At 59.1% G+C, this 21,585-nt stretch carries 16 protein-coding genes and 2 pseudogenes; 5 read left to right on the plus strand and 13 right to left on the minus strand.

Translation table 11 applies throughout. The annotated features are described in order from the left end of the window. Positions 1 to 139: 139 nt before the first annotated feature. The gene (locus AWM79_RS00875; RefSeq protein ID WP_060781940.1) at positions 140 to 748 is read right to left on the minus strand and encodes a GAD-like domain-containing protein; all 609 of its coding nucleotides are present in this window, start codon (positions 746 to 748) and stop codon (positions 140 to 142) included. Positions 749 to 759: 11 nt separating this feature from the next. After that, positions 760 to 2,127, minus strand: a complete 1,368-nt coding sequence (locus tag AWM79_RS00880; protein WP_060781941.1) for a DUF6861 domain-containing protein — start codon at positions 2,125 to 2,127, stop codon at positions 760 to 762. A 254-nt stretch (positions 2,128 to 2,381) separates the two neighbouring features. Between AWM79_RS00880 and AWM79_RS25480 the strand changes: the two are divergent. Next, positions 2,382 to 2,570, plus strand: a pseudogene (locus AWM79_RS25480) (HipA domain-containing protein); the annotation flags it as partial. 234 nt (positions 2,571 to 2,804) lie between these two features. On the opposite strand, the gene pcaG reads toward AWM79_RS25480, so the two are convergent. From pcaG to pcaQ, 3 genes are all read right to left on the minus strand, one after another. After that, complete coding sequence (pcaG, locus tag AWM79_RS00890; RefSeq protein WP_017129860.1) at positions 2,805 to 3,410, minus strand: protocatechuate 3,4-dioxygenase subunit alpha; 606 nt, start codon at positions 3,408 to 3,410, stop codon at positions 2,805 to 2,807. 11 nt (positions 3,411 to 3,421) lie between these two features. Beyond that, complete coding sequence (pcaH, locus tag AWM79_RS00895) at positions 3,422 to 4,141, minus strand: protocatechuate 3,4-dioxygenase subunit beta (protein ID WP_060781942.1); 720 nt, start codon at positions 4,139 to 4,141, stop codon at positions 3,422 to 3,424. Between the two features lie 114 nt (positions 4,142 to 4,255). Next, entirely contained in the window at positions 4,256 to 5,185 is a 930-nt protein-coding gene (gene pcaQ, locus AWM79_RS00900; RefSeq protein WP_017129862.1) for a pca operon transcription factor PcaQ, read from the minus strand. 178 nt (positions 5,186 to 5,363) lie between these two features. On the opposite strand from pcaQ, the gene ypfJ reads away from it, so the two are divergent. Continuing rightward, on the plus strand, positions 5,364 to 6,254 hold the full coding sequence (gene ypfJ, locus AWM79_RS00905; protein ID WP_017129863.1) for a KPN_02809 family neutral zinc metallopeptidase: 891 nt from the start codon (positions 5,364 to 5,366) through the stop codon (positions 6,252 to 6,254). Between the two features lie 98 nt (positions 6,255 to 6,352). On the opposite strand, the gene AWM79_RS00910 is transcribed toward ypfJ, so the two are convergent. From AWM79_RS00910 to AWM79_RS00920, 3 genes are all read right to left on the minus strand, one after another. Then, positions 6,353 to 6,946, minus strand: coding sequence for an HAD family hydrolase (locus AWM79_RS00910; RefSeq protein WP_017129864.1), 594 nt, complete (start codon positions 6,944 to 6,946; stop codon positions 6,353 to 6,355). Next, entirely contained in the window at positions 6,943 to 7,812 is an 870-nt protein-coding gene (tesB, locus tag AWM79_RS00915) for an acyl-CoA thioesterase II (protein ID WP_017129865.1), read from the minus strand. Before tesB ends, AWM79_RS00910 begins: the two co-directional genes overlap by 4 nt. Positions 7,813 to 7,969: 157 nt before the next feature. Beyond that, entirely contained in the window at positions 7,970 to 8,539 is a 570-nt protein-coding gene (locus AWM79_RS00920) for a GNAT family N-acetyltransferase (protein ID WP_017129866.1), read from the minus strand. Positions 8,540 to 8,633: 94 nt separating this feature from the next. On the opposite strand from AWM79_RS00920, the pseudogene AWM79_RS00925 reads away from it, so the two are divergent. The 3 genes and pseudogenes from AWM79_RS00925 to AWM79_RS00935 form a co-directional block, all read left to right on the plus strand. After that, positions 8,634 to 9,026 (plus strand): annotated as a pseudogene (locus AWM79_RS00925) (arginase family protein); the annotation flags it as partial. Positions 9,027 to 10,083: 1,057 nt separating this feature from the next. Beyond that, a complete protein-coding gene (locus tag AWM79_RS00930) occupies positions 10,084 to 10,284 on the plus strand; it encodes a hypothetical protein (RefSeq protein ID WP_060781943.1) in 201 nt (66 codons plus the stop codon). A 406-nt stretch (positions 10,285 to 10,690) separates the two neighbouring features. Continuing rightward, on the plus strand, positions 10,691 to 13,573 hold the full coding sequence (locus tag AWM79_RS00935; RefSeq protein ID WP_244159641.1) for a Mur ligase family protein: 2,883 nt from the start codon (positions 10,691 to 10,693) through the stop codon (positions 13,571 to 13,573). Here the strand turns inward: AWM79_RS00935 and AWM79_RS00940 are convergent. From AWM79_RS00940 to AWM79_RS00960, 5 genes are all read right to left on the minus strand, one after another. After that, a complete protein-coding gene (locus AWM79_RS00940; protein ID WP_017129870.1) occupies positions 13,570 to 14,466 on the minus strand; it encodes an alpha/beta hydrolase family protein in 897 nt (298 codons plus the stop codon). The two genes, AWM79_RS00935 and AWM79_RS00940, sit on opposite strands and share 4 nt — an antisense overlap. A gap of 14 nt (positions 14,467 to 14,480) precedes the next feature. Continuing rightward, the gene (locus AWM79_RS00945; RefSeq protein WP_026012956.1) at positions 14,481 to 15,644 is read right to left on the minus strand and encodes a beta-barrel domain-containing protein; all 1,164 of its coding nucleotides are present in this window, start codon (positions 15,642 to 15,644) and stop codon (positions 14,481 to 14,483) included. Positions 15,645 to 15,697: 53 nt separating this feature from the next. After that, positions 15,698 to 17,881 (minus strand): type I secretion system permease/ATPase, encoded by a 2,184-nt coding sequence (locus AWM79_RS00950; RefSeq protein WP_017129872.1) that lies wholly within the window; start codon positions 17,879 to 17,881, stop codon positions 15,698 to 15,700. Then, positions 17,878 to 19,275: a TolC family outer membrane protein gene (locus tag AWM79_RS00955; RefSeq protein WP_060781945.1), complete on the minus strand. Its 1,398-nt coding sequence runs from the start codon at positions 19,273 to 19,275 to the stop codon at positions 17,878 to 17,880. The genes AWM79_RS00950 and AWM79_RS00955 overlap by 4 nt, the downstream gene beginning before the upstream one ends. A gap of 186 nt (positions 19,276 to 19,461) precedes the next feature. Then, on the minus strand, positions 19,462 to 21,585 hold a 2,124-nt coding region (locus AWM79_RS00960), incomplete at its 5' end, for a BapA/Bap/LapF family large adhesin (protein WP_244159608.1).

Below are 21,585 nucleotides of genomic sequence, written 5' to 3' on the forward strand. Positions count from 1 at the left end.
ATAAGTGGCAGCCGGTTTAATCACGCAAGGGGTGATGCCCGGACGCATACGACGCAGCGGGCGAGTGAAATCGATCAGTTGCTGCCGCATAAATGGCAACTGGATTAAATACTTCAGGCGGCATGCCCGCATGCATGCCTTAAAAGCTATATGGCTTAAGCTCTGCGAGCTGGGACAGCAGGATTAGATGCTCCACTGTTTTTAATTTCTCAACATGATCAAGAGATGCCGATCCGCCAAGCATTAACGCTGGAACAAAGCCATACATTTCATCATGGCGCAGCGTGCCGAGCTTTCTTCTTGCCTGGCTAAACAAATCTTCTACATCGTTAGAGTCCACTTTTCTAGACACGATAAAGTCTTGAAGCTTACGATCCATTTGTTCGGGGGCGGGTTCAAAATTATGGATTACGCATCTAGAAAAGATGCTGGTTATCTTCAGTGAAAATCCCGTTTTCTCGCCCCACAGGTATACGTCACCAAAAGCACCACGTGCAATCAGGTGGTAAGTGTCGCGCTTTTCAAGTTCCGTCCCCTCAATCCAGGAAGCCACCACTCCCTCGTACTCCTGCGGGTTCACTATCCAAAAAATCCCGTCACCGTATCCGCACCAGCCGTGCTCAGTCCAGTATTCCAAAAGCTGATTAGGCAGTTTGCCCCTATAGCGCTCGATACTTGACATCGGGACGTCCTGGCGATCGACAGGGCCACCAAACTTCTCTAGAAACCTAGCAAATACCTTGTCCACGGATGCCTCCTTCAGCACTTATGTAATTTAACGTTAAGGAAAGTTGAGCCTCGCAGGGATTCTGGCACTTTCTCAGCAGCTGCTTTGAGGTTTTGAATTTTTGGTCTCCACTGAGGCCCAATGCTGGAGTTAACCTGTCGGTCACCGAAACCGCCGATGATATCCTTGCCACCAGCACTCAGATCGGGGTTGTGCAGTCCAGCAAGGTTTGCCATCGTTTCCTTGGCTTTTTTAATTGCAGCTTCCTCCGCTTCGAGTACATCCAAGTCTGGAAAATCATTCTGAAAACGCTCTTCCAATTGATCTTGCAGATCCTTGCGAGCCGTTCTGGCAGCCGCCGGACTGCGCTTCACCGGATTAGCAATATTCTCTAAATACTCATCAACCGTCAGCCGATTCAGCCCGTCCTCCTGCCCCTTCAATTGCCGCTCGAACTCTCCGACTTTAGAGGCCGGCATCTTGTCTGCCTTGAAGCATTCGACGTCATGGCGCGGCATAGTATTTGGCTTTCCCTTGGGCGGCTCTTTGTCTTTTCCAGATGGGCTGTTCGGTGGTGGTGGTTCCTGCGGCCCAAGTGCGCCTCTGCGAGGCTCTGTCGCTTGTAGGTCAGGATGTTTTTTCAATGCTTCTTCGTGCTTGAGCATCCACTGGCCAAGCTTTGCACCTCGCTCGCTGCCTCGCATTTCGGTTGCGAGCACCCTTGCGTTTCCACGACCTCGCGTCAGATAAGCAACGATTGCGCTTAGCAGGAGAATCACTACGGCCTCATGAGAGCGTGCAATATCCCACGCACCTTGTTGTGCTGCCATGCTGTCGTCGGAAAAGGAAATCAACGGATTATCGGTTCGCTCTCGAGGGCCGTTCCAAGCGGTGGAAACCCCACGAATGTAGCCCGTAGCTATCGGCTTAAGGCCTTCTGTGAAGAACTCAGCAATCGAGGCCAGCCCCAGTACACCAAGAATCCACGTTCCCGCCTGCACTCCGACCACGGCTCCTGCTGTTGCGCCTGGGAACGCGCCGATGCCGCCTGCAAGTAATCCGATCCCTCCACCTATCGTGGCGCCAGTTAACGCACTGCCGATAATGATCATGGCCATATCGACCACTGCACTAATCATCTCATCAAGGATGCTTCGAATATCAAGGTCAGAAAAGCGCTTCAGGATGCTGTTGGCTGCCTCTTTTTCGCCCAAATCACACGCTCGGCGGACACATCTGACCCGGCGATAAATCAGATCGATACTAGGTACATTCATGGAGCTGGGTGGGCTGAGAGGATTCATGCCCTTTCCGCGTTCCCCTAGGCCACGCTTACTAAATAGGCGTTCGGCATAAGCCTCGATATCGAGCCAACTGGGGATCCTTGTCCATAAAGGCATTCATCGCTCCTGCGCTCGGGGGAGAATTGGGAAAGCTAAACTTTGTGCCATGCTCTGTCAAAAGTGATTTCAAGGGATCCAAACCTTTAAGGCAGCGGCAGTCGAAAGGCTTGTGCTAGATGATTACCACTCTCCTGAGGTTCAGGCAGGGCGACGCAGAGTCAGGATACCCACGTCGGACGTCTACAAATTTACCTGCTAGATGACTTCGCCAGACGCATATCCACCAGGACCTTCAAGAGCTGTTCAAGCGCATGTGCTACAACGCGCTGGTGGGCAACAGTGACGACCACCCGCGCAACCACGCCATTATCTGGACCGCAGGCCAATGGCGCCTCTCGCCCATGTATGACGTACTTCCCATCCTCGATGAAGGCCCGGCCCAGGCACTGGCCATGGCCGTTGGTCGCGAGGGTACCCAGATCAGCCGCCGCAACCTGCTCAGCCATCATGAGCACTTCGCCCTTTCACGCGAACACGCTGAACAGGTGCTGGATGAAAGTGATCGGCTGGGAGCAGGCATTGAAGGAATACTACGGCCAGTGGCTGCAAGGGATAGATCTGCGGATGGCGCAGGAGGCCACCAGCGCCGCACGGATGCGCTAGTGGCTGTGGTTAGTTCTATTAGTCAATTTCGCCGCCACAAGCCGCGAAACCCTTGCGGGTACCCACCATAATCAGAAGTCGAAAAACACCGTCTCGCCTTCGCCCTGGATACGAATATCAAAACGGTAAGCCCGCTTGCCGTTCACTTCGCAGCGCTGGGCAATCAGGGTTTCCCGGCGTTGCGGTTGCTCGATCAGGTTGATCACCGGGCATTTCGCGTTAGCCTCGGCCTCATCGGAAAAGTACAAGCGGGTCTGCAGATGGATATTGATCCCTCGGGCAAACAGCGAGACATTGATATGCGGCGCCATCGGCACGCCGGCTGCGTTGTTCACCACCCCAGGCTTGATGGTTGCCAGCGTCCACTCTCCCGCATCGAAGGTGGTCGCTGTGCGACCAAAGCTGTTGAAGGCTTTCTCGGCATCGAAGGCCGTGTCGTAGATACCTTCGTGATTGGCCTGCCAGAACTCCAGAAAGGAGTCGCGCACCAAGTGGCCATTACCGTCATAGACATTGCCGAGCAACAGGATATGTTCGCCGGGGGCACCGGGCTTGGCCATTTCGTTCCAGATTTCCTCCGGGCGGCGCGGGTTGCCAGCCGCCGCCAGCGCCAGGCCGATATGCACGTAGGGACCGGCGGTCTGCGACGGGGTTTCGGCGAGCAATTGAACAGGCATGGTCGGTCTCCTCAGCAGTTTTCGAAGTGGGTCTTGCGCTGGCCGCGCAGCACGATGTCAAATCGATACGCCAGGCAATCCATCGGATTGGCGTTGCCCATGTCGAGCCGGGCAATCAGGCTCTGCACCGCTTCGACATGGGCGATCGATTTGACGATGGGGCACATCGGGATCAACGGATCGCCTTCGAAATACAATTGAGTGATCAATCGCGTGGCAATTGACGGGCCGCTAATGGACACGTGGATATGGGCTGGACGCCAGTCGTTCGGACCATTGCGCCACGGGTAAGGTCCAGGCTTGACGGTGCGGAAGCTGTAGTAACCATCACGGTCGGTCAGTGTCCGGCCAACGCCGCCAAAGTTCGCGTCCAGGGGCGCCAGATACCGGTCATTCTTGTGCCGATAACGTCCGCCAGCATTGGCCTGCCAGATTTCCACCAGGGTATGGGGAATCGGCTGGCCATATTGGTCGCAGACCCGGCCAGCAACAATGATGCGCTCGCCCATCGGCAAGCCGCCATGGTTGAAATTGAGCAGCAGGTCGTTATCAAAATGACCGAATTTCAGGTGGGAAAAGTCAGGGCCGGTGCTTTCACTGACCGATTGCGGGATGCTTACCAGTGCCTGACGTGGCGAGCGGGCAATGGACGTCTTGTAATCAGGGGTCAAGGCTTTGGGGTGCCAATTGCGGTCACGGATAACAAAACGACTGTTGTCTGCTTCAGACATGTCGATCTCCTGTTGTTTTTTTGAGGCCATTAGGCATGAATCACGTGCTGAAAGCGTGCCCCAATAGAGACCCATTAGCTATTGAAAAGCCGGGCCTCAGGCATAACTAAATGGTTATGGATAAAGCCCCTTATGGTACGCCTGCCCTACTTCCCGCAGCATCTCCATCGACCATTGTGCCGCCAATGACAACGGCAGGCTGGCATTGCTCGAAATGCCCACCGAACCACCCGGCTCGCGCTGGCCCAGATCGATTTCGCGCAGCTCGCCACACGCCAGGTCCAGGCGCACGGCATCCAGCGGCGCGATCCACAGCGCCTCACTGGACAGCACATAGCGCCGGCTCAAAGCCACCGACAGGGTTTCCAGGCGCTGGCGCGACGGGCGGATACCGCACTGCACGAACAGACTGTCGGCAAACTTGCGGATGGTGGTACCCGCCAGGGGCAGGACAAGGGGGAAGTTCTCCACGGCACTGTGGTCCAGCGAAGCGTTCAACAACGGATGATCGGGCCGCGCCACCAGGGTCATGGATTCGCTGTACAGGTGCTCGAAGGTCAGCCCCTGGATCTCCGGGCTGTCGGTCATGCGACCGACCACCAGATCGACATCGCCGACCCGCAACTGCGAGAGCAGATAGGCACTCGGCCCAGTCACTACGCTGACCACCAACGCCGGATGCCGTTCGTGCAACCGCCGCACCACCTCCGGCATCAACAGGCTTTCCACGGTCGACAACACCCCGAGTCGCACCACACCCGCGGCGTACTCGCCCTCGCGCAAGGCCCGCACTCCTTCACGCAGGGTCTGTACCGAAGGCCCGGCGTAACGCAGGAAGGCTACCCCAGCCTCGGTCAGACTGATGCCGCTTTTACCGCGCACGAACAAACGGCTCTCCAGCAGGGCCTCCAGCTCCTTGAGGGTCTTCGACATCGCCGGCTGGCTCACTGCCAAGATATCCGCGGCCCGCGCCAGACTGCTCTGGCGAGCCATTTCGAGAAAACACACGAGGTGACGAAATTTGATACGGGTGTCGATATTCACGAGATGGCGGCTCCAGTGTGGATCGGGACAAGCACAATTGTGTCCTATATTCGTTACCAGCGGCGGCCCCTGAACCAAATCCCCAGGCCGACTTCTATTTTCATGGTCAGACGACCGGACTGGCGGCTAGTACGCCCAGCAACAACACTCATCTGCACCACAAACAGAGGATTCCCACATGCTTTGGAAAAAAGGACGGCGCAGCGACAACGTGGTGGATGCTCGTGACGACAACAATGCCGGCGGTGGCGGATCGCGCTTCGGCGGCAAGGGCTTGAGCCTGACCGCCGTGGTGCTGATCGTGGGCATTGGCTTGCTCACCGGCCAGGACCCGATGCAGATTCTCGGACAGCTCAGCGGGCAATTGACCGAACAGCAATCGGCGCCCATCAGCCCGCAAACCCGACAGTCACCGCCGATCAACGACGAGCAGGCGGACTTCGTCCGGGCCATTCTCGGTGATACCGAAGACACCTGGGGCCAGATCTTCCAGCAGGCCGGACGCCAATACCAAGAGCCGATACTGCTGCTGTTCCGCGGTCGAGTCAGCTCCGCCTGTGGCCTGGCCTCTTCGGCCACCGGACCGTTCTATTGCCCGGCGGACCGACGGGTCTACCTGGACCTGGATTTCTTCCGCGAAATGTCCCAACGCTTCCAGGCCGCCGGGGACTTTGCCCGCTCCTACGTGATCGCGCATGAAGTCGGTCATCACGTGCAGACCCTGCTTGGGGTTTCCGCCAAAATGCAAGCCGCTCGCCAACAAGGACGCAAAATGGCGGGCGACAGCGGCCTGCTGGTACGCCAGGAACTACAGGCCGACTGCCTGGCCGGTGTCTGGGCCTGGCACGCGCAAAAGCGCCTGAACTGGCTGGAACCCGGCGATATCGAAGCAGCCTTGAAGGCCGCCAATGCCATCGGTGACGATCGCCTCCAGCAGCAGGGCCAGGGGCGTGTAGTGCCGGACTCCTTCACTCACGGCACCTCTGCTCAACGGGTGCGCTGGTTCAAGACCGGCTTCGCCCAAGGGCAACTCAACCAATGCGATACCTTCGCCGCCAAGAGCCTGTGAACCAACAAAAACACGCTTTGGCTCGTTGTTGCGCGGTGATCGAACCGCCCGGCATTGGGCATAACGGCGACGGCGTACCGACGTCGCCACGGGGGACCTCAAGCCGACAGCAATTGCCGCAACGCCAGGCAATCCTCGGCATGCCAATCCGTCAGCTCCGGCCACGGGTTATCCGGCAGATTAACCAATACGGTCCGTGCTCCCGCCGCCCTTGCGCAATCCAGGTCAAAGCGGTAATCACCAACCATCACCATCTCGGCGGGCGTAACGCCCCAGGCTGCGGCCAATTTCAACAAACCACCCGGATGAGGCTTGGGCGGCGCGTCATCGCGCCCCAGCACATCCGCCTCGGCAAAACAGTCGGCCAGGCCGATGGCCTTTAGCGTTACATGCGCCAGCTCGCGGGCATTGCGCGTCAGAATACCCAGGCGATAACCCCGCCCGGCCAACTCGCGCACCAACTCCACCGCACCGATCGCCGCCTGCGAGCCCAAGGCCAGATCTCGCTCATGCGCCAGCAACCAGGCCTGCTTGGCCGCCGCTTCGTCGCTCGGTAACGCCGCCAGGTGCATCAGGATGTCGTCTTGCGGCGGAATCGACAGCGCCGCGCGAATGGCGGCAAAATCATGCACGGCAATGGTCAAGGTGCCATCCATGTCGAATACCCAGTGACGAACCTCGGACAGACTCATGACCAATCCTTGCGATGGCGGATCAGACCTTCCTGGGTGACCGATGCCACCAGCACGCCAGCCCGGTTGTACACGCTGCCCCGGGAAAAACCACGGGAGTTACCGGCCCAGGGGCTGTCCATCGCATACAGCAGCCAGTCATCGGCACGCAGCTCGGCATGGAACCACAGAGCATGGTCGAGGCTGGCCACCTGCATATCCTTCTGCCACACCGACTTGCCATGGGGCAGCAACGAGGTGGTCAGCAGATCGAAGTCGGACGCATAGGCCAGCAGGTACTTGTGCAGCGCCGGTGAGTCGGCCAGCGTACCGTCGGCGCGGAACCAGACGTACTTGATCGGATCCGAGGGCTGTGGGTTGTAGGGGTCTTTCTCAGTCACCGGGCGCACTTCGATCGGCTTGGGGCACAGCAACTTGTCACGTATGTGTTCGGGGATCAGGTGGGCGCGTTGGCGGATCATTTCCAGCTCCGAAGGCAAGTTCTCCGGCCCCGCCACTTGCGGCATGCTGCTCTGGTGCTCGAAGCCCTGTTCGTCGTACTGGAACGAGGCACTGCAGGTAAAAATCGGCTGGCCCTTCTGGATCGCCGTCACCCGGCGGGTACTGAAGCTACCGCCATCGCGCACGCGGTCAACCGAATACACGACCGGCAAACCGGCATCCCCAGGCCGTAGGAAATAACCATGCAGAGAATGCACATGGCGAGCCGCCTCGACGGTTTGGCTCGCCGCCGACAGCGACTGGCCCAACACCTGGCCGCCAAACAACTGGCGAAAACCCAGGTCCTGGCTGCGCCCGCGAAAGAGGTTTTCCTCGATGGGCTCCAGGGTCAGCAAGTCGACCAGATTTTCCAGTACTTGGCTCATTCAAACGCTCCTCACACAGGGCGACACGGTTCACTTAAAGGCAACATCAAGCCATCCGTGCTTGTGGTGGCAGAGCCTTGAACAACTCGCCACAGGCCTTGAATGATACTCCGTTTGCCCTCCTCGGCGGTGCAGCGGATCGGCCAACCTCAAGGGGTTATCCGTGCAGGGTTTCCAGCCACTGGTCGCGGCTGATGCGGTACAGCACGTGCTTGCGCAGCGGATGGTCGCCGGCCAGCTTCGGATGTTCGAAATCCGCCGCGGGGTCGTACTGCATGCCGATGGCCTGCATGACTTTTTGCGAAGGGGTATTGGGCTCCGTGGTAAAGGCCACCACCTCCTCCAGCGCCAGCCGCTCGAAACCGCAGCGCAAGGAAGTCCACGCGGCCTCGCTGGCGTAGCCCAGCCCCCAGTGTTCGCGAGCCAGGCGCCAGCCCATTTCCACCGCCGGAGTGAAGGCCGCCTCGAAGTTCACGTGAGCCAGCCCGGTCAAGCCGATAAAGGCACCATTGTCCTTACGCTCCAAGGCCCACAGGCCGAAACCATGCTCGGCGAAATGCCCGCGAATCCGCCCGATCAGCGCGGCACTCTCCAGGCGACTCAGGGCGACCGGGAAATATCGCATCACTTGAGGATCGGCGCACATCCGGGCAAATTCCGCCAGGTCATCATCGCGCCACTGGCGCAGCAGCAGGCGCGCGCTCTCAAGTTCCAGTATCGGCTCCATCAATCCCCCTCAGGATTCCTCGCAAAGCTGTTTCCCTGCTCGTCAGTGTATCGCGCTGATAAGATCCTTCGCTCATTTCCCACACGAATTCGCCATGCCGTTGCCTTTGATCTACCACGATGACTACAGCCCCAAGTTTCCGGCGGAACATCGCTTCCCCATGGACAAGTTCCGCCTGCTGCGCGATCACCTGGTGAACAGCGGCCTGACCCGCGACGCGGAGCTGCTGCGCTCGCAGATCTGTCCCGTGGATATCCTCGCCCTGGCCCATGACCGTGGCTATATCGAGCGCTACCTGGCTGGGGAGTTGTCCCGCGAAGACCAGCGCCGCCTAGGCCTGCCCAGGAGCCCAGCCCTGGCCCAGCGCACCGTGCGCGCGGTCGGTGGCTCGCTGCTGGACGCCGAGCAGGCCCTGGAGCACGGCCTGGCCTGTCACCTGGCCGGCGGCACCCACCATGCCCACCACGATCACCCGGCAGGATTCTGCCGTTATGCTTACCAAATTATGTAAACAAACCTTATTAGACGAGAAAAAGTAGTGCCCTTGGAAAATTTATGTTTCTAAAATTGGAAATAAATAATCGACATTCAACGAGATGTTTACAAACTTAGAAGTCGCCCCAGTGCCCTCAGATACAACTGAATCGCCTTTCCTCGACGCCCTATCTTTAGTGGATTATTTAGACGCAAAAAAAGCCCATCGGATGATGGGCTTCTCTTTCGAGTGTCTCCGAGAGAAGGCTTTCGCCCTCGAACCTCAGAGCTAGCCTTTAAATCTTATTGCTTAGGATAGGTCTAGCCAATTTTTGCCGTTGAGTTTTGGCTTCAAGCCTACTCTTAAGGCATGGCACCGACTCACTTGGGCTGGAAATATCTTTGTGGTTGAGGCGAGGATGAGGGGCGGTGAGCCGTGACCAAGACAATGCGCAAATATTACGTTTTTGCCTATTCCTTATCTTGAGGGGGAACGGTGTCCTGCTTTCATGGGGCTCGTTCAGCCCATTTTGCTTTCATGCCCCCGCATCTAATCCACAGCACATTGCCCTCGGGCGGAACAACACAAATTTTTCGAACTCTCCGCATGCTCACGTTAACAATTTAAAAATCATCCCAACCCCAATACTCAAAAACAAGCAATTGATATTTTGTAACAACATTTTTCTTTGACGATCAATTTCTTGAGAAACCCACAACCTTACACAGAAAAACACCTAAAAAGTTGTCGTCGACACATACTACTTTAGCTATAGAAAGTATTGACTTTTGACAAATTTTATTATCTAACATAACTTTCTGGAAACCCTGTTAATATTTGACTCTCACATTGTTACAATCGCGTGATAACAAGAACACTCGCGAAGGGTGTCGAGTTTAACATTATGGAAATTTCTATCGAATTCCCATGAAAAAAACAGCGACTTGTATTAGACTTCCATCGCATCTAATTATAAATATGTTGGATCTCTCTAAAACTCTATCATTTGCTTATTACGCACTGCACGCGGCAGTTGAGACCGCGCTTTTTTTGTAAAAGGATCAATAAAATGCCTGATAAAACAACGCGCCTGACCATCCTCATCGACTACCCAACCAAGCGGCGGCTGGAGTCCCTTTCTGAGGAAGTTGACCTTACTATTTCCCAGGTCATTCGCAAGCTTATTCGCGATCACCTTCGACAATATGAAAGTAAAATCGCTTCTCCTGTACAAGAACCGGACCGGGAAGATTCTTCACTGTATTCTTGATATACGAATGGACTTGTTGCCTTTATCACAAATAACTTGGCCGGCGGCCGGACCTGAACTTGATTGATACGCGCCCATCACCTCAATATATAACCGCCCTCGCCAAGTATTTGACTCATGGAGATTCAATCCTGTGAAACAACAATTACTCGCTTGTCATGCGCTTTTAAAAAAAAACCCTAGTGAATTTACTGTCTCTTCCGACGCCTCACAATCCTGCACTTTATTCTTTTCAATCACTGACACAACACAACGTGCACAGGTTTTTCATATTACAGCTGACAGCTTCGAAAAGGCTTGGCAAGCGGGAGCTCACGAACTGCAACGACGATACGACCAAGGCGTTTCTCAGGGAACGCATAACCCCGAACGTTCGTGGATTCGTGTCGAACGTGCGTTCAACGTGATGCCAATCACCTGGGCTAAACTCAACGAAAGCCTCAAACGCCACAAGCGCAATTACTTCAGGCAAGGCATCGCCTTGGACAGTGATCTGCGAGTGGCAATGACCGAACAGGAACTGAACGCCAACGCCATCCTGTATGGCGGCAGCGACATTGCCCACGCTACCTTGAACCCGAAGAATTTCGCCGCTTACGCCCGGCGCCGGTTTGCTGGAACCCACGCTGCTGACATCCTCGCCGGCCTGACGCCGGAAACCTGTGTATTCGTTTTCAACACCACAGGCGTATTCTGCGCCGAAGATGGCGAGGCCCATACACTGAATGGCAACGGGCTGGAAACCGGCTGGCGCACACTGGGAGCCCTTACCCCAGACTCAGTGCGGGCCTGCATTGACAGTGCATCCAGGTACCTGAGCACACAAGTACAAGACAGCGGACAGTTCATCTACGGCTACTTCCCGTGCTTCGACCGGGCGATCAACACCTACAACACCCTGCGTCACGCCAGCACCACCTACTCAATGATCGAGGCCTGGGCGCTGACCAGTGATCAACACTTGAAAGAGGCTATCGAGCGCTCGCTGGAGCACCTCACTAACGTGCTGATCAAGCCCTACTTGCTGCCGGGTGGCAGCGTGGCGGCCTTCCTCACCGACACCGGCGATGAGATCAAACTGGGCGGCAATGCGGTGTGCCTGCTGGCACTGGTCAAGTACTGCGAGGTCACCGGCACGCGCCACCACCTGCCGCTGCTCGAAGCGCTCGCCAACGGCATAGCCTGGATGCAGGACGCTGAAAGCGGGGCTTTTGTGCATGTACTGCACGCCAAGGACCTGAGCATCAAAGCGCCGTTTCGCATCATTTATTACGACGGCGAAGCCGCTTTCGGCCTGATGCGCCTCTATGGGCTGACCGGCAACGAACGCTGGCTGGCGATAGTCGAAAAAGCCTTCGACTACTTTATCGAGAAAGAACATTGGCGCGAGCATGATCATTGGCTCAGCTACTGCGTGAACGAGTTGACCCGCTACCGCCCCGACGAAAAATACGTTCGCTTTGGCCTGAACAACGTTGCCGGTTATCTGGACTTCGTACAACGGCGCATCACCACCTTCCCGACATTGCTGGAGTTGATGATGGCCGCGCAGCAGATGCTGGCGCGCATCGCCGAGCAACCCGAGCTGCGCCACTTGCTCAACGACATCGACTTGCATGCGTTCTACCGCGCCTTGCACCATCGCGCCCGCTACCTGCTCAATGGTTATTTCTGGCCGGAACTGGCGATGTATTTCGCCAACCCGGCACGCATCGCCGGGGCCTTTTTTATCCGTCACCATGCGTTCAGGGTGCGCATCGACGATGTGGAGCACTACCTTTCCGGGCTGATTGCCTATCACCGTTACCTGCTGGAGGGGGCGCCCCAGGTAGATGCGGTCGAGCATGAAAACCTGCCGGACCGAACCTGGAACGCCCACACACTGGCCCAGGTGACCCTGGGTACCTGGGCCCGCCAGCCGCCGATCGGCTGGTGCGCAACCGGTTTGACGCCGTCCATGCAGCTCTTTAAACCGCAACGAATACTCAGCCGTCCCCCCCCCAGCAAGATTGGCCCGAACGAAGCTCAATCGGCGCAACGCTGGGCCCAGGCCAACCCCGAACGCCGCCCGTCAGCGGTCATGTGTGTGGACCCCGCGCCGTACCTCGATAGCGGCTTACCGGTATTGCAAGTTGCCGATACCGGCGACGCCACGTTGCAAATGGGTCGCCACGCCCGGCGAAACTTCCCCGGGCAGGTGTTCGGCGTAACCGGCAGTTTCGGCAAAACCACAGTGGTCGCGATGCTCGCCCATGCACTGAAGCACTGGGGCGGCGTGGGGCAAACCGAGGCCAACGCCAACCTGCCCCATGGCATTGCCTGGAACCTGGCAAGCATGCCTCACCCGGCAAAGTTCTGGGTGCTGGAAATGGCCGTGGGCCGCATGCCGATCAACTCCGAGCTGGTGCGCCCGCACATTGCCGTGGTCACCGGGATCGCCCCGGCGCACCTGGAATATCACGGTACACTGGAAAACCTTGCACGCAAAAAGAGTGCGATCTTCCGCTCAATGGCGCCCGGTGGGCACGCGGTTCTCAGCCGTGACATGCCGTACTACGAGCTGTTCGCTTCCGCCGCCGAAGCAGCCCGGCTGCACGTAATCAGCTTTGGCGAACACACCGAGGCAGACCTGCGTTTGCTCGATTGCAGCAGTGAGGCCAATCAGGTGAACGTCCGCGCGCGTTGCGCCGGCAAACTGCTGAGCTTCAGCCTGCAGGCACGCGGTCGGCACATGGTGCTCAATGCCCTGACGGTATTGGCGGCGCTGTCTGCGGCTGGGCTTGCAGCCGAAGACGCGTTGCAAGCACTGGGCGCCTTCATGCCGGTGGAAGGTCGTGGCAATACCCTTTCGATAAAATGCGCCGACGGCCACTTTCAGCTGATCAACGACGCCTACAACGCCAACCCCGGCTCCATGGGCGCGGCACTGCGCTCCATGGCCGATCTGCCCATCGCCCCGCGCCACCGCGTGTTGGTACTGGGGGATATGCTCGAACTCGGTGCCGACGCCCAGCGTTACCACCTGGAACTGGCCGACGCGCTGCGTGCGGTGACGCCACGGCATGTGGTGCTGTGCGGTCCGCTGATGCATGAGCTCTATCTTGCGTTGCGCGGCGAGTTGTCGGTGCAGTGGTTCGAGCATGCCAAGGCGTTGACCCAGGCGTTGGCGAAAGAATCAGGCCAGTGGTTTCAGTCCGGCGATTGGGTGATGGTGAAAAGCTCAGGCGGGACGGGGCTCTCGCAGCTGTGTGAGTGGCTGACCACCCACGAACAGACGGCGCTGTCCTAGCCCGCGCAACGGGCGGCGATCTTCAGCCCGATGTCGTTGCGCAATTGATGAAAGGCCTTCGGTACGCCCTGGGCCTTGATCAACTGCGCCGGGTGCCCGGCACGCCTCAGGGCCTGATAAAAACCTTCCTGCAAAACAAACGGCGCGACCTGATCGTCCACGCTGCCGATCACAAACAACTGCCGTAAGGGTGCTACGGCAATGCCATCGACGTGCTGGACAGGGTCATAAGGGTGCAGCAACCCATTGGTATCGCGACCTGGTTTGGAGGGCAGGCCCTTGCTCTGACGAATCATCTGGGCACGCTGTACCAGCGAGAAAGCGCCCGAGGTCATCACCGCGCATTTCACGTCGGTACGGCCCAGGGTCAACAGCGCGGCGGCCGCCGTGGCGCCGCCGCTGTGGCCGAGCAAGACCCACTGCCCGATACCATAACGCGTGCGCAACTCATCCAGTGCCCCATCGAGGGCCATGAATTCCCGCACCTGACGCCGTTGCCCGTGGTCGCCGCTGGAGCCATAAGTACCCGGCCGCGCCACGATCACCACGGGCACGCTAGCACGTTTGCTCAGCGCCCGCGCCTGGGCGGTTTTGGCGGCCTGTGTGTTGCCATTGATCGCCTCGGGTGCGCGGTGCATTTCAGCCGTGCGGTCACCGTGAAACATCACGATCACCACCGGCGCCTGCTTGAGGGCACCGCCGGCGAAGTAACGAATGCACGCCGTACCCTGTGCGAACTCGACCCACAGCGCCGAGTCCGGCTCAGTGCACCTGGCCCGGTCGGCGGGCGTACTCCAGCGCAACGGCGTGGTAGCGTCATCCAAAGCCTGTGCCCACGGCGAACAAGCCAGGGCCAACCCGAGCAGCGCCCAGGTACCGAGCTTTTTGCCCATCGCCACCCCCTCCCCTAGCGCTCGCGCAACGCCTCGCGCGCGCGGTTCATGGGTTTGATCAGGTAGTCGAGCACAGTTTTCTGGCCGGTCTTGATGTCTACCGAGGCGATCATCCCCGGCACAATCGAGAACGACTTGCCGGCCTTGTTTTTCAAGGTGTCGGCATCGGTGCGGATGAACACGCGATAGTAGAAAACCTCCGGCTTGACCTCGTCCTGAATGGTGTCAGGCGAAATGGTCACCACCTTGCCGTCCATCCCGCCATAAATCGCGTAGTCATAGGCGGTGATCTTAACCTTGGCCACTTGGTCGGGATGGATGAAGGCGATGTCCCTTGGCGAGATGCGCGCCTCGATCAGCAACTGTTCATCCAGCGGCACGATCTGCATCAGGCGACCATTGGGCGGGATGATCCCGCCAATGGTGGTCACCTCGATGCCCTTGACGATACCGCGTACCGGCGAGCGCAGGGTCAGGCGGGTGACCGAATCGGAACGCCCGCGCATGATCGACGACAGGGTCTCGACATCTGCGTTGGCCTTGGCCAGGTCTTCACCGGCGCGCACCATGTAATCGGAGCGAGCCTGGGTCAACTTCAATTCCAGCTCGGCTTTCTGGCGCTTGAGGCGCAGCACCTCAACGTTACTGGCGGCGCCGACCTTTGCCAGGTTCTCGGTAATCTCCAGCTCGCTACGCACCAGCCCCAAGGAAGAACGCACACCGGCCAGGGACTCCTCCAGGCCTTTGCGACGAGTATTGAACAGGTCGGTTTCAGCACTGATCAACGCCGGGTAACGCGCAAGCTCCGCCGGGAAGACCAGCGACTTGCCATTCACTTCTGCCTGCAAGCGCGCCACGCTGGCCAGCGACGCCCGGTACTTGGAAGCACTTTCATCGAAATTGGATTCGGTCTTGGTCGGATCGAGCTTGGCCAGTGTTTGACCGTTCTTGACGATGTCGCCCTCGCCCACATACAGCTCGGTGACGATACCGCCTTCCAGCGACTGAATGATCTGCTCGCGGGACGTGGGAATGACCTTGCCGCTGCCGGTGGACACTTCATCCACTTCAAACACGTAGGCCCACACGCCAAACGCCATCAGCATGACCAACACCCACAGCACCACGCGTGTCGAGCGCAGCACTGTGTTGTCATCGACACCCTCGCGTGCGTGCACGGCGCTTTCGTCTTCGCTGGCGAGCAGGGGAATTCTTTTCGGCTCTCGGGTTTTCACTGGGTGTTCCCCTTGGGTTTGGAAAGCCGGGCAATCGCGTTGTCCTTGCTGTCATCCACAATGATCTGGCCGTTGTCGACCACGATGATGCGGTTCACCAGGCTCAACACACTCATGCGATGGGTGGCGATGATCAGCGTGCGATGGGCGGCCCAGCGGTCCAGGTTGTAGATCAACTGGCGCTCGGTGGCTTCATCAAGGGAAGCGGTGGGCTCGTCGAGCAGCACGATATGCGGCTGGCGAATGATCAGCCGCGACAGCAGCAGCGACTGGCGTTGCCCGCCCGACAGCCCGAGGCCGCCTTCGAGAATCATGTGGTCCATGCCATCGGCAAATTTGCTGATGAAGTCGGCGGCGCCGGTCAGGGTCAGCACCTGGAAGATTTCCTCATCCGACGCATGGGGGGCGCCCATGATCAGGTTGTCACGCAGCGTGCCGTGGAACAACCGCGAGTTTTGCGTCATCAGGCCCACGTCGCGGCGCACATCCGCCGGATCGATATGCCCGAGGGCGACGCCATCCAGGCCGATGCTGCCGGCTTTCAAGTCGAGCATGCCGGCCAGGGCCTGCAACAAGGTGGATTTGCCCGCGCCGTTACGCCCCAGAATCGCAATACGCTCACCCGGCTTGATCTGCAAATCCGTCACGCGCAGGGCCGGCACTGGCGCATCGTCGGCGTATTGGAATGTCGCTTGGTTGAGCACGTAATGCCCTTTGATCACCGGCAGATGCACACGCCTGCTGCCTTCGGCGTGATCCACCGGCAGTTCCATGATGTGGTTCAGGCTTTGCAGCGCCACCTTGGCCTGCTGCCAACGGGTCAGCACCTGGGTGATCTGCGACATCGGCGCCATCATCCGTGAAGCCAGAATGGACGCGGCCACCAGGCTACCAGTGGTCATGTCGCTGTCCATGACCATCGGCGCGCCGAACACCACCACCACGGCAAACACCGAGCCCTGCACATTGTTGCTCCACGCCACCAATTTGTTGGTGAGCATGCGCAGGCGCAGACTGGCGTCGCCGCAGGTCGCGTTGTAGTGGTTCCATTGCTGCTGAAAGCGCTGCTCGGCTTGCAGGGCCTTGATGTCGTCCAGACCCTGCACGGTTTCCACCAACATGGCGCTGCGCAGCGACGCTTCACGCATTGACTCACTGGCCAGCGCCGCGAGTTTCTTCTGCGCCAACAAGCCCGGCACGATCAAAAACAGCACCGCCACCAACGGCACCGCCACCAGCGGCCCGGCGATCAACCAGTAGATCACTAGGAACAGCAGGAAAAACGGCAAATCCGCCAACGCCGTCGCGGTGCTGGAGGTGATCAGCTCACGCAGCTGCTCCAGCTCCTTGAGCTGAGAGATAAACGACCCGGTGGACTTGGGCCGCGCACTGTTGCGCAACCGAATGGCGTGGCCGAACACCAGGTCAGAGACGCGCAGGTCCGCGCGCTTGCCAAGCATGTCGGTGATGCGTACGCGGGTAATGCGCATGATGAAGTCGAACACCAGCGCCAGCATCACGCCGCCAAACAGCACATACAGGGTGGGCATGGATTCGGCCGGGATCACGCGGTCGTACACCTGCATGGAAAACAGCACCCCGGCCAGGCCAAGCACGCTGGTGACCAGTGAGGCGAGCATCACGTAGCCGTAGGGCCGCAGGTCGCGCAGCACAATGCTGCTGAACCAGCTCTTTTGATACGGCTTGATGTAGTCATCGACCCGCGTGTCGCGCACTGCGCCCATGGGCCGCAGGATCACCGCCTTGCACGCATGCTCCAGCAGTTCGCGGCGGCTGAGGCGGCTTTGCAAACCGCCATCGCCGCTGTAGGCGATACCGACGCTATCGTCTTCACCAAGGGCTTCCAGCACGCCGACCTGGCCGTCATCAAATTGCAGCACCAATGGCAACTGGCGCTGCATCAAAATCGACGCAGAAAAGTCGGCGATCACACAGTTCAAGCCGGCCTGGCGCGCCATGCGCCGCACCACGTCTTCTACCGATGTGCTCTCGGTCCACTGCGCCGCGAGCCGCACGCTTTGCGCCGAACACTCCAAGCGGTAATGCCGGGCAACACCCAGAATTGCCTCCAGCCACACCTCATAATCAAATGCCGGCAGCGCGGTGAAAGGCGTCTGGGTTGCACTCAGGTCATCGTCAAGTTTCACAGCTTCATTCATGGCCGAATCTCCACACCCTGCAGGGTGCTGTTGTCCAGATGGAACGCCGTGCGCAGCCCTCCGTTGTTGTACAGGCAATCGATATTCAAGCGACGCAGATCGGCCGCGGTGTTTTCCCGGTCCATGCGCGCCTGGTGGATTTCCTGTTCGGCGTTAAGCAAGTCAAGCAGCGGCCGCGTGCCCAGTTCGAGGTACTGCTGGCGGTAGAGGTCGCGGGTTTCGGAGATGCTGCGTTCACGAAAATCCAGGGTCGAGAGGCGTTGTGACAGGCTCCCGATTTGGTCCCGTGCTTCCAGCAAACCTTGCCGAACCGCCAGGCGCGCAGCGTCGTTGGCTGCCTCGGCGGAACGCAGTGCCTGTTGGGCTGCGGATTTACGCGCCGTGATTGCACCGCCCTGATACAGCGGCATCTTCACGTTGAGAAACACGCCATAGCGGGTGCGATCCCGGCCGTCGGGCAGGTTGCTGTTGTCGTTGTTGTCCAGGTAGCGCGTGATGGACGGGTCCAGCGATACCGTCGGCAGCGCTTCGGCACGCGCCTGCGCGATAAGCGCCAAGGCATCCACGCGCTGGGCCTGGGCGATCAACAGCGTGGGCGTGACCGCCTCATCGGGCACCACCCCCACGCAGGACTGCTCCAGCGGGGCAGGAAATGCACCGGAGACGCTCACCGGTGACTGCGCGCCGAGCAGGCTGCTCAAGGCACTGCGCCAGCGATTGAATTGTGCGCGGTACTGTTGCTGAGTTGCCATCGAAGCTTCCACCCGCGAGCGCGCCTGGATCAGGTCGGAGCGGGTGCTGGCGCCCATGTCGCTGCGTTTTTTGGCCAGCTCGGCAATCGCCGAAATGCCGTCGATCTGCTCACGGGCGAGGGTCACCAGGCGCTGCGAGCGTTGCAGCTCAATCAGCGCAAACGAGGTGTCGCGAGCCACTTGGTCAATCGACAGCAAGATGGCTGCCTGGCTGCCGCTGACCCGCGCCAGAGCGCTGTCCACCGAGCTTGAGACCTTGCCGAAGTCGTAGAGCATCTGCGACGCCGACAACGAAAACGCACGGCTTTGACCATTGCCACTCAGGCCACTGTCGTAACCCGAATTGAAGCCGCCGCTGACTTGTGGGTAATAACCGGAACGGGCGATGTTCACGTTCTCGTTTTGTTGGTAAAGCTGCCCGATCGCCTCGGCGATAGCCGGGTGCCATTCCACCGCCAACTGAACGGCGCGTGTGAGGTCGAGGTTGTTCGGGATGTTGCGTTGCGGTGCCACCGGTGCGCTGACGCCCGTTGGCCCTCCCGGTAAATTCGTGCCCAGGTTGCTGGGGCTGATGATGTTGACGCGTTCTTCGTCGTCCAGAAGTGAAGCGGCCATAACCGGCTCAATCCCTGGCGCGATCATTGCGCCTGCCAGAACCGCGGCAGACAGTTGTGTGGCGAAACTCTGATGCCTCACTGCAATTCACCTGACTGTTGTCAAACCGGATGGGGACAACAACCGCGTGTGGCACCTATGTGCCACACGCGGTTGCTGCGCTACCGTTGGTGATGAGAACCGGGCTTTTCAGCCCGGTCTTTGGGGGTGGCGTTACACCACGTTGATACCGCTTTGCACCCAGAGCTGATGGGTCTGGTCTTCCTGGCTGGTGTAGATCACGTACTCAAGACCGTTCTCCACGTGGGTCACTCCGGTAGACCAGTCGCCGGTCAAGTGCACGCTGTCCTGATCGTCGCCCTGGATCATCAAGCGCTCCGACTCAGGCCCGCTAATGGACACCAGGTCCTCCAGGCTCAGGGTTAGGTCAACTGCGCTGACGTCATTGAGGTCGATGCTGTGCACACCGCTGACTTTGCCGATCAGGTCGGTGAGGTTGATGGCCGCATCGCCACCCTCCCACAGCAACCCGTTCGCACCCACGCCAGACTCGACATGAGTGAAGTCGGTGTCATCGGCCACCACGGCATCGTGGTGGTCAGCCCCAACGTTGGCGCCGTCATCCGCCGCTGCGTCCACCGCACTGTGAGCGGCGGCAAAACCTGCGCCCTCAGTGGCCGGCACACCCGGGTTGGCGTCGTCCCAGACCAGGTCGCGGTCTGGCGAGTCGATGCGGATGTACAGGTCGGCGGTGTCTGACTGCCCGGTTGGCGTGGTGAGCTTGTAGGTGAACTTGTCCACCTGGCCAATCTCATCCAGCGTCAGGCCGGCATGCGGGGTGTAGACGTATTTGCCGTCGGCAAACACCGTCAACGTACCGTGCTCACCCTCGACTTTCGCCCCAGTCTGCCCAGGAATCACATAGACCCCGTTAACCAGCACACTCAACACCGTCAGCGGCGAACCCAGCACATCCGGCCCGGACAGGCTGTTCGCCAACAGATCACCAGTGGCATTGGCCATGTCCCCCGCCACAAACTGCGTGAGGGCGGTGGTGGTCAGTTGCTGTGCAATCGTGATCGCACTCAGCGACAACACCGAGCCGGTCGAACCGGTGACACGATACGAACCGGCATCCAGCCCGGTAAACGTATGCGTCGCCTCAGTCGTGGTCTGCACCGTGGTCCACGTACCGCCAATCAGCTTCTGCAAGTTCACGGTGGTGGTCGGCAACAGCGTAATGCCGGTGGCGCTGACATCGATTTTCAACACGGCTGTGGAATCTGCCGCCACGACGATGACTTGCCCTGTACCCGTGCCGGTACCCAGCGCCGGCAGGTTGTAGGTCAGGGACGGTGCCGTCGTCTCGGTCACCAGGTTGACGATCTCGATCTGCGCGGAGCCCAGGTCATCGTTGGCAACCGTATTGATCACCCCTGGCGCCGATGGATCGGCGTTGTTCCACGTCACGTCCACACTTGGGCTGTCGATGCGCACATACAAGGTGGCCGACGCCGAGCCGCCTGCGCCATTGACCAGGTGATACTCGAAAGCATCCACCTTGCCGATGTTGGCGACATCGCCATTCGGGGTGTACTTGTAGTCGCCGTTGGCAAAGATCGTCAGCTGACCATATTGGCCTTGCAGCACCGTACCAACGGTGGCATCGGCATCGACGAACTCGCCGCCGACTTCGACTTGCACCTTCACCGGCCCGCCATTGCCTGGTACATCCGGTTGACCGCCAACGCCTGGATCGGTGATGACGTTGCCGGAGATTTGCGCACCCGCTTCGCCGGTGAAGTCAGTCAGGCTGTCGTTGGTGACGCTCAACGTGGCCGTCGCACCCGCACCAACACTCACTAGGTTAGGGTCAAGCTTGAGGGTGAAACGATATTGCCCGGCTTCCAGCCCTTCGATCTTGGCGCTGGAGCTTTGGCCGAACAGCCCCAACAGATCGAGCAGGCCCGAACCGTTGCTGCCTTGTTGAACCGGCAACCAGCCACCGGCACCGTCGCTCACTTCCAGAATCGCAGTGAAACCACCACCCAACAGTGAGACAAGATCCGCTTGGGCAAACTGCAGGTTCAGCGTGCCGGTGGAACCTTCGGCTACACCGAACTCCTGCACCTTGGTGTGATCGCCGAGGATGATCCCGCCGACCCCCAGCAGAGTGAACACGCGCATATCGGCCAGGTTGGTGTTCGAGGTGACGGGTTTGATCGTCACTTCGCCGGTGGCGAGGTCGTCGAAGGCTTCTAGGTCGGCGTCGGCATCGGCATCGGCATCCGCATCCGCATCCGCATCCGCATCGGCGTCCGCATCAGCATCAGCATC

Source organism: Pseudomonas agarici (assembly GCF_001543125.1).
Taxonomy (GTDB): Bacteria; Pseudomonadota; Gammaproteobacteria; order Pseudomonadales; family Pseudomonadaceae; genus Aquipseudomonas; species Aquipseudomonas agarici.